Origin of the sequence: Chryseobacterium sp. C39-AII1 (genome assembly GCF_039672645.1) — a bacterium.
In the GTDB taxonomy this organism is placed as follows: Bacteria; Bacteroidota; Bacteroidia; order Flavobacteriales; family Weeksellaceae; genus Chryseobacterium.
In genome coordinates, this window is record NZ_JBDFPQ010000001.1 from 19114 (window position 1) to 32378 (window position 13265).

Genomic DNA, 13265 nt, shown 5'->3' on the forward strand with positions numbered 1-13265 from the left:
CGCTTTTTTAAATAATATTATATATAGTATTGAAGCGACTTTCCGGCTAGAATCTACTCAGAATTCCCCAATGGATTTTTATATCATTGAATTTAAACGGGTTTCCAAACTCATTACCATTCGAGAGCTGGAAACTCATTAACCCAATCGGAATGAAGAAATTGAAACCAAGCCCAACGCTGTAGAGCTTAGGTTTCACATTCAAAGATTTATTATTGAGCTGACCATATTGCCCGAAAACATCAAAGAATGCCTGATTTCCGATGAGGTAGCGATATTCTAAACTTCCGTAATAATAGAAATCGGCGGCGAGGGAATTTTCATTGAAACCCCGCATCGAATTCCAACCTCCGAAACGATATAATTCGTTCGCTGAAAAATCAATTTTAGAATCCATCATCGCACCTTCTCCTTTTATATTCAAGAAATGATTTCCGTTGATGTGATAATTATGCTCCCCGAAAAAGTAAAACTGATTTTGTGGCGCTTTGATATTGTCTTTTGTATAAGTTGTTGTCAGATAATCATATCCTGCACTGATCTTTGTTTTATACAAAAACAGATCAATATCTGTAGGATCGACCATTTCAAACCAGATCCCGATTCCTTTTTTGTTATAATCTTTCCCCTGAACGTACAGCGTATCTATAATACTCGAACTTTCAAAAGTACCTCGAAGCCCGATTTTATTTCGGCTGTTCATGTGATAATACAATGCCGGAAGTGCTTTTACATTGGCAAAAGTAGAATCTTGTCTGAAGATATTCACCTTCATATTCAACCCTACATTCGATTTAAAAAGATAAGGAATATCTGTCTGCAAATCAAAAGTCTGACCTTTGTCCGGGTTTCTCTGCCAATACAAATTAACCGTTTCAAAACCATTGAACATATTCTTAAAATTCACGTTTAGCGTTCCGTTCAGCGTAAATTTATCAGTTTTATCATTCCCGAAGCCAATCACCCCATCAAACGTATTTGTTTTTTTCTTTTCCATGAAGAGGTAAATACTTGTAGAATCTTTGGTGAAAAGCGTCTGTGGCGGCCGTTCTAACGAAACAAACTGATGACCTTGGAAATTTTTATTGATGGCAACCAGATTTTTGTCGTCATAGGTTTTTCCTTTAAATTCTTTTTCAAGATTTTTCATGAATCTTTTCGGAACTCGTTCGTAACCTTTCACCACAAAAGCATCGATTCTTCTTTTATCGTTTTTATTGATTTCCAGTTCAACCACCGGATAACCGTTTTTCTGACCTTTGTACTTTGATTTTATTCTGCTGAATGCAAAACCATCGTCTATATAAGCTTTGTTGATACTTTTCTTTGTTGAATCTAAATTTTTGGTGAAAAACTCTTTGTCTGTTTTTACCCTTTGCGAAATAGAATCTGAAATACTTACGAATGTTTCATTGAAGTTTTTCCCTTTATCATAAAAGATTTCGGTACTGTCGCCCTTTATTTTTACGTCTTTCAGCTGGGTGAAAAAATAATTATTCTGAGCCAATGAATCCAGGAATTTAACAGCCGAAGTAGAATCTTTTACCTTTTTTTTGACCTTCGTTTCTGAATCTATAAGAAAATAATGCTTCTTTTGCGCTTGGGTAAAAACGCAAAACAGTACAAAAAATATTTTCAGAAATAACTTCAAATTTTGATTTTTTTAAACCATTAAGATTTTATTTAAGGAATTTAGAATATTAAGTTTGCTATGTTTAAGAATTTAAATCTAACTTCAAAAATCAGAATGATTAGCTTAATTCAACTTAACTTCTTAAATAGAATCTTAATGGTTCAAATAATACATTTTAATTAGTTTTTTAAAATAACTGAAACTAAGCCAGTTTATTATATTTCTTCATCAAATTCTCATAAGTTCCCTGCGGAAGAATCCATTTCAAAGGAACTCCGATCTTCTGTCCGAATTTCCCGAAATAATAATGTGCCTTCCATTTCTTTTTGGTTAAAAGAGCATCCACATATTCTGCAACTTCCAAAGGTTCAGTTCCGTCGCCTACGTGAGAGTTCATTAAAGCATATACTTTATCAAACACATTTTTGTAAGGTTCAGAAACTTTTGTTTTTACTCTGTTTTCAGCAATATTAGTTTTAATATCTCCCAAATGAAGTGAGCAAACGTGGATATTCCAAGGATAGACTTCATATCGCATTGCTTCCGTTACTTTGTCCAAAGCAGATTTTGAAGCTGAATAAAATCCACGGAAAGGCAATCCCATTTCACTTCCGATACTTGAAACATTGATAATTTGTCCGAATTTATTTTCACGCATTTTCGGCATCACTGCACTCATCATCTGCACAGCTCCCACTAAATTTAGGTTGAATAATTTCAGAATATCTTCTTTTGTGGAATCTTCCACAGCGCCTACCATTCCCATTCCTGCATTGTTGATCAAAACATCAATTCTGGTTTCCGTTTTTAATACCTCTGCGATGGCATTCTGAACAGCAGTGTTATCTGTAATATCCGTTGGAATAGATTGGAAATACGGATTTTCGGTATGCTTTCTGCTCAGTCCGTATACTTTATGGCCTTTCTTCCCGAAATATTCTGCTAATACGAAACCGATTCCTGATGAGGTTCCTGTGATGATTATCGTCATGTATTCTTATTGCTGTTTAGAATTATATATTTTGCAAATTTCCGAGATTATTTTTGATCTCTCATGCTTTATATATAAGCTTACTATTAATTTTTAGCAAATGTAAAAAAAGAAAAATGAACTCTCTGTTATTTATTTAAAACTGAAAATATTTTTGATGAAAATAAAGATGAGTATTATGTTAAATAGAATCTGTTGAATAATAGAAAAAATTATAATTAAATAAAATATAATTAATGAATTATTAAAGGATAAGAATGCTTGAAATTCCTTTATTAATCGCATGTTGGGATAGGTTTTGTTAATGTTTTTGTAATGAAAACGTAAGGTGAAATTAATATCATTTGAGGTACTTGAAATCTATTTTTGCCTCTTAATTAAAATGATGATATGAGTTTACTGAAAATGCCTGTTTCAATTTCTTATTTTACAGGTCGGGCGCTATTATTGGGGGCGATTTCTATTTCACCAATAGTGCTGTCTCAGCAAAAGCAAGACAGTGTAAAAGAAAAATCCATAGACGAGGTTGTGGTTGTGGGCTATGGAACGCAAAAGAAGAGTAAAGTTTCCGGAGCGGTGTCGGAAGCTTCGCTAGACAAACTAGGTTCAAGATCTTTATCAGGAGTGGGAGAAGTGCTTCAGGGGAAGGCTCCCGGAGTAACGGTGGTGAATGAAGGTGGAGATCCGAACGGTACGCCAAGAGTGAATATTCGTGGTTTGGGTGGTATTAACGGAGAATCTCCTTTGTACGTTATCGACGGAGTAGTCTTCAACGGAACGCCTTCCATCAACCCGAATGATATTCAGGATATTTCTGTGCTGAAAGATGCTTCTGCTGCCATTTATGGGGCAAGATCTTCCGGAGGGGTAATTTTAATTACAACTAAAAGAGGAAAAAAAGGAACCTTGACGGTAGATTTTGATGTTAAATACGGAATCAACCAAGCTTGGAGACTTAAAAAATCATTAAATGCGGCTGAATTTCAGGATGTGATGCACGCAGCTTTTGAAAATGCAGGAAAGCTGAGCAGTTTACCTTTGGCCTTTAATTCAGAAAAATATCCCGACGGAAGAGTAACGAGAACGGATTGGATGAACGAGATTTTCAGAACGGGAACACTTCAGGAATATAATGTGAATTTAAGCGGAGGAAGCGAGAAATCGAAATTCTTTGTCGGAATGAACCACAGAAATGTAGAAGGAATCTTATTGAATACACAGGCAAAACGATATAATTTCAGAGTAAATTCAGAACATAAGGTGAAAGACTGGTTAACGATCGGAGAAAATATGTATTATAATTATTCCGACGGAAATACAGCAGATACTCAAAGTGGCTATACAGGAGCTTTGATTGCAGCGATGTACTATCCGCCCAATGTTCCGGTGTATACTCCGACAGGAGCTTATTCAGGATTACCGATCAGCGTGGCGGGTGGCTACGGAGATATGATCAATCCAGTGGCTTATCTTAATAGAATCAGTATCAGAAACCCTACTCATGAAATTTTAATTAATCCTTATGCTGAAATTACGTTAGCAAAAGACTTAAAATTCCGATCCAACTTTTCACAAAGTTTTAAACTGGGGAACGTAAAGAATTTCACTTACAGAGTATTGGAAGTAGGAAAAATTTTTGATACCAATAGCTTGGAGTATCAGTCAAATAATTACTCAACTGCTCTTGCCGAGCAGCTCCTTACCTATAAAATATCTTTAGGTAAACATAATTTTGATTTCCTGGCAGGTTTTACCTTCCAAAAAAATATTGAAGAAGGTTTTATGGCAAAAACTTATGATTTCCGAAGTGAAGCAGAGGTTTTCCAACACCTTCAAAATGCTGCCGATACCAATAGAGAAGCAACCAGTTACCGAACTAAAAATACCTTGACATCTTATCTGGCGAGAGTAAATTACGATTACGCAGGAAAATATATTTTGAGTGTATTGGGAAGACGGGATGGTTCTTCACTGGTTGCCAAACATAATAAATTTGCTAATTATTATGCTGTTTCAGGGGCATGGGTTGTTTCTAAAGAAAATTTTCTGAATGAAGTTTCATGGCTTTCCAATTTAAAATTAAGAGGAAGCTACGGGATTTTAGGAAATCTTGGGGGAATTACTCCACAATCGGTCAATCCTTTAATGATAAGAGAGAACAATATTATTTTCGGACAAGATCCTTCTCAGAATATTGCCTATTACGCAACTATAATGCCGAATTTCGATATAAAATGGGGAGAATCTAATCAGAAAGACTTCGGAGTTGATGCTTCCTTCTTGGAAAACAGTTTGTCTTTACAGTTTGATTATTTTGTTAAAAAATCAAACCGACAAGTATTCAATGTAAGCTTGCCAAGTACTTCTACTTATCTTAGTCAGTACATCAATGCTGGCTTGTTTGAGGATAAAGGATATGAAGTAGGAATTAATTATAACAGCAAAAGTAAAGGTGATTTTACCTATTCAGTCGGCGCTACTTTCAGTCAACTAAAAAATACGGTGAAGCAATTGGCAGATGTTAACGAGATTTTCATCAATACCAATGGCGTGAGAGGAGTTTTGAAACCTACCCGCATCAGAACAGGTGAATCTTTATATTCTTATTATGGCTATAAAACTGCCGGAATTTTCCAATCTCAGGAGGAGATCAATAACTATAAAGATGCCAATGGAAATTTAATTCAGCCTAATGCAAAACCGGGAGATATAAAATTCCTGAAAAAAGATGGGAACGTAGGAATACTGAACAATAATGATATGGTAAACCTCGGAAATCCTTATCCTAAATTCTCTTACGGATTGTCTTACAACATGACTTGGAAGAATTTTGATCTGAATATTTTCCTTCAGGGCGTTTACGGAAATAAAATCTTTAATGGGATGAAATTCGTTTCGTTAAACCCAGGTGGAACGGGACAAAATTATAATATGGACCGAGATATTCTGAATGCCTGGACGCCGCAAAATACAAATACAGACATTCCGATGTTGATGCATGGTGATCCAAGCGGGAACTATTCTAAAGTTTCAGATTTTTATGTGGAAGACGGATCTTATTTAAGATTGAAAAACCTTACCATTGGCTATTCTTTGCCTAAAGATCTTTACAAGAAAATAAACGTCAACAGATTACGAATTTATGTAACGACCAACAATCTTTTCACCATTACAAAATACACAGGTTTCGATCCTGAAGTGGGAATGGATTCTTATGGAGTAGATACGGGAAGATATCCTCAGGCACGTTCGTTTATTTTCGGAATTGAAGCCGGATTATAATTATTAATGATTTAAAACAAAAAAAGATGAAATATTTCAACAAAATAATCATAGCAACAGGATTGACAGTCACGCTTTTATCTTGTACCAGCGAACTTGATGTTCAGCCGGAAGGTACGCCTACAGAAGCCAGTTTCTGGAAAACAGAAAACGACTTGATTACGGGAGCTAACGCGATGTACAAACCTTTATTCGACAGTGAATTTTACGGAAGAGGGTTGTTCTGGTTCATCAACGCGAGTGACGATATGGTGACCGGAAGAGCGAGAAGTGAAGCCGATAATGCTAAAAATTTCAGCAGTAATTATATCGCAGCGGGAGATCTGGAAACACAATGGAATAAAAGATACTCTGTGATTGGTGTGGCCAACCGTGTGATCAGAAATATTGATAATATTCAGACTTCAACCGCGGTTAGAAATAAATATTTGGGTGAAGCTTTATTTATGAGCAGCAGAATGTATTTTGAACTGGCTTCAAATTACGGAAATGAAAAAGCTGGCGTTCCGATCATTGACAGAACAAAAGAGCCAGATCCAAACCCGATTCCAAGGGCAGCGAATGTGATGGCCAATTACAATTACATCGTCAATGATTTGAAACAGGCGGCAGATTTATTGCCAAAACAGGAAGAGCTTCCTGCTAAAGATTACGGAAGACCTCACAAAGCGGCGGCTTGGGCATTGCTGGCAAAGGTTTATCTTTTTATGAAAGATTATCAGAATGCAGAATATTACGCCAATGAAGTGATGACGCAGGGTGGAAGAGCTTTACTTGCCAACTATGCCGATGTTTTTAAATCTGAAAATAATTACAGTACAGAATATATTTGGTCTATTCCGGGAACGCCGAAATTTACCTCTTGGGGAAGTATTCTTCCGGGAGTAATGTTGGAAAATAAAGGTTGGGGAGAATATAACGGTTGGGGATATTTTCAGCCAACGAAAGAGTTGTACGATGAGTTTGAAACCAATGATAAAAGAAGAAGCGTTACTTTGTTGAGGTTGGGAGATACATTTACTTTTAACGGAACGCAGAGAACGTATACTTCTACGAATTCATTAACGGGTTATCAGTTCAATAAATACATGGATGCCTTTAAATATCCTCTAAGCAGCGGTCACGTGAGTGCCAACGGAGATTATCCTTGTACCGATCTTTCGGTTCCGATCATGCGTTATGCTGAGGTTATTCTGATAAAAGCGGAAGCTAAAATCATGCTGGGACAAAGTGCAGATATTGAAATCAATATGATCAGAACCCGCGCCGGATTACCTGCAAAAAATGGTTGCACATTGGCTGATCTTAAACATGAAAGACGTTGCGAGCTAGCAGGCGAATGGTCTGACCGACACAGAGATCTTGTCCGTTGGGGCGATGCGCAGGCAACGTATGCACAGGCACTTCACGGAAGCAGCAATCAACAGGTTTGGGCTCCGAGAAATTTCAATCCGGCGATTCACAATGTATGGGCTGTTCCGCAGGCAGAAATCGTAAACAGCCATGGAATCATCAAGCAAAATGAAGGCTGGTAAAAAATTAAAGTATCAATAATTAATGTACACTGTATCACTACTGAAAATTCTGTAGTGATATGGTTTTTTATACAGAGAATATGAAGCAAGCAAAAATTTGGGCATTATTGGCTCTAGCTGTTTTTTCTAAAAATCAGGCACAGAATTATTTGAATTATAGCATAAACAACGCTCATTCACACAATGATTATGAACAAAAAGTTCCGTTTTGGGAAGCATATTACGCTGATTTCGGTTCTATTGAGGCCGATGTTTTTTTAGTGAAAGGTCAGCTTTGGGTGGCACATTCGGAAAAGGAGCTGTCTGCGGAAAGAACGTTGGAAAGTCTTTATTTAGATCATATTTCAAAACAAATTAAGCTGAATAAAGGAAGTGTTTATCCTGATGCCAATAAAAAACTGCAATTGTTGATAGATGTTAAACAAGATTATAAAACGACCTTAGCTGCATTGACGGATGTATTGAAGAAATATCCTGAAATTACTAACAGTTCAAGTGTTAAAATCGTTATTACGGGAGGTCGTCCGAAACCTTCGGATTTTAAAAATTATCCAAATTATTTGTATTTTGATGGTGACATCAACCAAAAATATACGGCTGATGAGTTGAAAAGAGTAGGATTATTCAGTGCCGATCTGCAGGATTTTATTAAATGGAACGGTAAAGGTATTCCGCGAGATGAGGAAACTTTAGCAATCAAAAAAGCGGTGGATAATGCCCATGCGCAAAACAAGGCAATCCGTTTCTACGGCGCTCCGGATTTTACCAATGCATGGATTAATCTGATTGATCTGGGTGTGGATTATATCAATACCGATCATATTCCTGATCTGAAAAAATTCTTAACAACCCTTCCGAAAAATTTTTATAAGAATACAAAAAACTACGAAACGTATTCGCCCACTTACCAAACAGACGGAGTGGTTAAGAAAGTGAAAAATGTCATTCTTCTGATTCCGGACGGTACTTCTTTGCCTCAATATTATGCTGCTTTTACGGCTAATAAAGGAAAGCTGAATGTCTTTAATATGAAAGCCACCGGATTGTCGAAAACCAATTCTTCCAACGCGTATATTACCGATTCGGCACCCGGATCTACGGCTTTTTCGACAGGAGTAAAAACAAAAAATACTTTTGTAGGCGTTGACGGATCCGGAAAAGCTTTAGCACAGATTCCTGATATTATTGCTGAAAAAGGAATGTTTCAGGATTGATTTCCACCGGAGATATCACGGATGCGACTCCTGCTGATTTTTATGCCCATTCGGATAACAGAAACAGTTCGGAAATTATTTTAAAAGATTTTATCAGTTCTAAAACAAAGATTCTGATCGGTGGTCCGACAAGCGGTCTGAACTCAGAAAATGCTCAGAAAATAAAAGATGCTAAAATTGATTTCTATAAAGATTTGAAATCCGTGAATAAAATCGGAAACCGAACATTGGTGATCGATCCATTGGCTTCAAAAAGAATTACGGACGGAAGAGGAAACTGGCTTTCAGATGCTTTTGATCTTACATTAAACAATCTGAAAGATAATAAAAACGGTTTTTTCATGATGATCGAGGCTTCTCAAACCGATGGCGGCGGTCACAGCAATAATCTGGGACAACTGGTGACCGAATTATTGGATTTCGATCATGTGGTCGGAAAAGCGATGAAATTTGCTGACGATAATAAAGAAACTTTGGTAGTTGTCGTTGGCGATCACGAAACGGGTGGATTAACGCTTCTTGACGGTAATCTGCAGGACGGTTGGGTATTCGGAAACTTCAGTACCAATGATCATACTTCTATTCCTTCGAGTGTTTTTGCGTATGGTCCGAATTCAAAGGAGTTTACCGGATTGTTTGAAAATACGGAGATCTTCAATAAAATAATGAAGGCATACGGAATTCAGAAATAAATTTTTTACCACAAAAGGGACAAAAGATTTTGCTTGATTTAATTGAAATTATTCAAAAGATCACAAAATAAAAGTCTTAAATTTCTAAAACTAAAAGTTATCAGATTAAACTTTTTGTGGTTAAATCAATGATAAAAAATGTAGTCCTTATTAATAAAGACTACATTTTTTTATTCTGTTTAATTGTAAAAGTTACAAACCTCCCGTATCTTCTATTTCTACTAATCCTATATCCGGAATATCACAAAGACAACCCTTTATCGATTTGTAAATTCCGGAAATTTCGGTCTCTTTACCTTTCGGATCAGAAATTGTGATTCCGGTTGAGTAGGATGAATCTTCCGCAGAATACGATTTATATAGCTGATATGTATAGCCGTTGTTGATAAACGTGAGATAATTCAGTTCCATGCCTGCATTTTGCTTGCCTCCGCCTCTGAAATAAGATCTGTATTTGAATTTTTTCCAACTCGCTTTTGTTCTTTCCGCAGGAAATTCCATTTCTACTTTGTTTTTGCTTCCAAATCGATATTGCAGATATTGATTTTGCTTATCTTTTGCCAAAACCATTTTCTTACCCGCTTTTGTCTCAAACGAATAAACGATTTCTTCATTAGGTAAAAGATATTGTGCCCAAAGAGACACCGGGACCAGAAAGGTCAGGAATAATAAATACTTTGTCATTGAAATTGGTGTTAAAAGAATGAAGTAATCTGAAGAAAAATTTGTTAGTTCTTCAGATCACTTTATTGATAATTTATTTTAATTATTGAATGAAAATGCTTGAAAGATCTTCCCAGAACATCGGATAAGATTTCTCCACAACATCTTCATCTTCAATCCGTAATTCTTTAAGCAGGCAAAACGGTGCGAAGCTCATTGCCATTCTGTGATCCTGATACGTTTTGATGATAATATTTTCTTCAGGCTCATTAAAACTGATTGACTTGATGGTTAAATCCGTAAATTCAGTTTCTGCGCCCAGTTTTTTCAATTCATTATATAACGCTAAAAGTCGGTCAGTTTCTTTCACTCTCAATGTTCCCAATCCTGAAATCTCAAATGGAATTTTTAAAGCTGTTGCTGTTACACAAAGCGTTTGCGCAATATCCGGACAGTTGTTCATATCCAAAATAATCTTTTCAGGAAACTGAAAGTTAGGATCAGGTTGAAGCGTTAATTGATGCTCGTCTTCATTAAAGGTTGTTTTAATTCCGAAAAACTGTTCATAAATATCCGCAATCGCAGAATCGCCCTGAGTGGATGATTGATAGAAGCTTTTTAAATGAATTGTTTCTCTTCCCAAAGCCGCAATAGAGTAGAAGTAAGAGGCAGAACTCCAGTCGCTTTCTACTTCGTAGTTGGTGGTTGTTGGTTGTTGGTTGCTGGTTGATTCTACTTTGATTGTGTTTCCGATGAAACTGTTTTTGATACCGAACTTGGTTAAAATATCCAGCGTCATTTCGATATAAGATCTTGAAGTAACTTCGCCAACCAAGTTAATTTCTAATCCGTTTTCCAGTTTTCCGGCAATCAAAAGAAGCGAAGTGATAAACTGGCTCGAAATATTGGCTGGAACATCAACACTCGTTTGCGTGATTTTTCTTCCGGTGATTTTCAATGGCGGGAAACCTTCATTTTCCAGATATTCTATTTCAACGCCCAGATTTTGTAAAGCGGTTACCAAGTTTTTGATTGGTCTTTCTTTCATTCTGCCAGAACCGGTAAGAATGGTCGTTTTTCCGTCCTGAATAGAATAATAAGACGTAAGGAAACGCATTGCCGTTCCCGCGTGGTGAATATCTACGGTTTCTGTATTCTCAGACAATGCTTTTTTCAGCAATTGAGTATCCTGAGAATTTGACAGGTTTCCGATTTGTATATTTTTAAATAAACTTTCCAAAATCAACAAACGATTCGAAATACTTTTCGAACCGCTGATTTGTACCGTTTTATTTCCTAATAATTTTGATTTTTCTAGCTTCTTCATTGTTCTTTTCTATGTTGGAAGCTCGAAGCGGGAAGATGGAGGTAAAAAGTTTAGTTTAAAAACTTCCAGCTTCCAACTTCCGGCATCCAGCTATTTTAATTTTTCATTATTCTGATGACGATCTTTATCGCGATCAGTTTTTATTTTCATTTTTTTATCGAAAGCGTCCTGTAAATTAACTCCCGTTTGGTTGGCTAAACATAACGTGACGAAAAGCACATCTGCCAATTCTTCGCCAAGATCTTTGCTCTTATCGCTTTCTTTTTCGCTTTGCTCGCCATATCTTCTGGCGATAATTCTGGCCACTTCTCCAACTTCTTCCGTTAGCATTGCCATATTCGTCAATTCATTAAAATAACGAACGCCAATGGTTTTTATCCATTCATCAACTTGCTGCTGCAGATTTGTAATTTCCATTTATTGATAAGCTCCTAACGTAGGATTTGTAGTTCTTGAAACATTCAAGATATCAGTAGGAACGGTGCCTGCGATGATAGCACTTCCTTTCCCTCTTGCAAAAGAGTTTGGTTTAACTCTTAAATTCAGTTTAGCCGTAAAATAATTAACAAACTGAGGATCTTCATTTTTATAACACTGAACAATGCTGCTCGGGTTATTATCAAACTGGAATCCTGCTTCCGAAGTGTTGGAATATTTAATTAAACTATTCTGAAAGAAGAAATTAAATAATTGCCCCGGCGTTTGCTCAAAGTTGATTCCGTTATCTCTGTCAGAATAAACGATGCTGTTCAGTAAATTCAGCTGTTGCAAAGCGCCCTGCTCGGTTTGTCCGCTTTCATTTTTCCATTCATTGGTCGCGAAAATTCCGTTTCGGTTATACGAACTCATCACTTTAGAATAATTGGCAATCGTAGAATGGGTGTAGCTATGATTTCCACCTCTGAAAATCCCGATACACGATTCTCCACAATTGTTCATCACTAAGTTTTTAGCATTTACCGTAGAATTCACTGCATAAATACCATATTCCTGAAATGTATGAATGAAAGAATTATTAATGATTGCGTTGGTTTGCTTCATTTCCAATCCTTTTGTACCTCCGAAAAGTCTTGCATGGTTCATATTTAAATTAGAACCGACTTCCATTTTAATAGAATTCCAGTTTTTAGGAATCGTATCATAATAAGGATCGTTTCTGTCGCCACGAAGAACAACTTCTTTATCCAGCGTTCCGTTGATATTTAAAAATGCACCCGCGGAAACCTTCATTCCGCTGTTTTTATGGAAATATACTTTCGTTCCTTCTTCTATATCTAAAGAAATATTTTCATCCACGGTTAAATTACCATAAATAATTTTTGCTTTATCATTCTTCCATACGGTATGATTGCTGATAACATTCGGATTGGTAGGCGTTTGGATGAAAAATTCTGCATCCTGAACCACCGAGAACAAAGTCACATGCTGTTGCCCTGCTGGACTCGTGAAAATTACACGATCTTCAGCAATTGCTTCCGGACCGGTTGCTTGTGGTGCAATTTCAACAAAAATATAAAGACTGTCTTTTTTTCTTAACGGCACATCTTTAAAATCATAACCCGGTTTCCCGTCTACATTGATCTTATATAAAGAAGCCGCTCCTTTTTCAAGGTTGATTCTTGGAATAATGATATCTTTATCTTCATTATTAAAAACTTTTACCGCATAGGTTTCCGAACGAACCTGGTGGTAAACAGTGTCACAAAAAACAGTATCTCTTGAGAATCTTAGCTCCTGCGAAGGCTGATCAAAACTAATGTCATCCTTATTACAGGATACAGCCATAAGAAGCATCCAGAAAGAAAAAGCCAGTAATAATTTGAATTTCATCGAAATTAAAGTTTAAATAGATTTCAAATGTAACGAAAATACTTCAAATTTCTTATGAAGAAAAAAATATTGAAAGCATATTTGCAATTTTAAAAAAA

Annotated in this window: 10 protein-coding genes; 4 read left to right on the plus strand and 6 right to left on the minus strand. The window is 36.3% G+C overall.

From position 1 onward, the window contains the following. Positions 1 to 46 precede the first annotated feature (46 nt). Together ABEG63_RS00060 and ABEG63_RS00065 are read right to left on the minus strand one after the other, a co-directional pair. Positions 47 to 1651 carry a hypothetical protein gene (locus ABEG63_RS00060; protein ID WP_346582030.1) on the minus strand — a complete coding sequence of 535 codons (1605 nt, stop codon included), beginning with the start codon at positions 1649 to 1651 and terminating at the stop codon, positions 47 to 49. Positions 1652 to 1835: 184 nt separating this feature from the next. Beyond that, positions 1836 to 2624: an SDR family oxidoreductase gene (locus ABEG63_RS00065; RefSeq protein ID WP_346582032.1), complete on the minus strand. Its 789-nt coding sequence runs from the start codon at positions 2622 to 2624 to the stop codon at positions 1836 to 1838. A gap of 390 nt (positions 2625 to 3014) precedes the next feature. Between ABEG63_RS00065 and ABEG63_RS00070 the strand changes: the two genes are divergently transcribed. From ABEG63_RS00070 to ABEG63_RS00085, 4 genes are all read left to right on the plus strand, one after another. Then, a complete protein-coding gene (locus ABEG63_RS00070; protein ID WP_346582034.1) occupies positions 3015 to 5906 on the plus strand; it encodes a TonB-dependent receptor in 2892 nt (963 codons plus the stop codon). A gap of 26 nt (positions 5907 to 5932) precedes the next feature. Continuing rightward, complete coding sequence (locus ABEG63_RS00075) at positions 5933 to 7441, plus strand: RagB/SusD family nutrient uptake outer membrane protein (protein ID WP_346582036.1); 1509 nt, start codon at positions 5933 to 5935, stop codon at positions 7439 to 7441. Between the two features lie 80 nt (positions 7442 to 7521). Then, a complete protein-coding gene (locus ABEG63_RS00080) occupies positions 7522 to 8655 on the plus strand; it encodes an alkaline phosphatase (RefSeq protein ID WP_346582037.1) in 1134 nt (377 codons plus the stop codon). Beyond that, positions 8652 to 9347, plus strand: a complete 696-nt coding sequence (locus tag ABEG63_RS00085; protein ID WP_346582039.1) for an alkaline phosphatase — start codon at positions 8652 to 8654, stop codon at positions 9345 to 9347. Before ABEG63_RS00080 ends, ABEG63_RS00085 begins: the two co-directional genes overlap by 4 nt. Before the next feature lie 192 nt (positions 9348 to 9539). Here ABEG63_RS00085 and ABEG63_RS00090 read toward each other — a convergent pair whose 3' ends face one another. From ABEG63_RS00090 to ABEG63_RS00105, 4 genes are all read right to left on the minus strand, one after another. Further along, the gene (locus ABEG63_RS00090) at positions 9540 to 10031 is read right to left on the minus strand and encodes a hypothetical protein (protein WP_346582041.1); all 492 of its coding nucleotides are present in this window, start codon (positions 10029 to 10031) and stop codon (positions 9540 to 9542) included. Positions 10032 to 10113: 82 nt separating this feature from the next. Then, positions 10114 to 11337, minus strand: a complete 1224-nt coding sequence (locus ABEG63_RS00095) for a 3-phosphoshikimate 1-carboxyvinyltransferase (protein WP_346582043.1) — start codon at positions 11335 to 11337, stop codon at positions 10114 to 10116. A gap of 90 nt (positions 11338 to 11427) precedes the next feature. Then, positions 11428 to 11754 (minus strand): nucleotide pyrophosphohydrolase, encoded by a 327-nt coding sequence (locus ABEG63_RS00100; protein ID WP_225690424.1) that lies wholly within the window; start codon positions 11752 to 11754, stop codon positions 11428 to 11430. Beyond that, complete coding sequence (locus tag ABEG63_RS00105; protein WP_346582045.1) at positions 11755 to 13167, minus strand: hypothetical protein; 1413 nt, start codon at positions 13165 to 13167, stop codon at positions 11755 to 11757. It lies immediately after the preceding gene. Positions 13168 to 13265 lie beyond the last annotated feature (98 nt).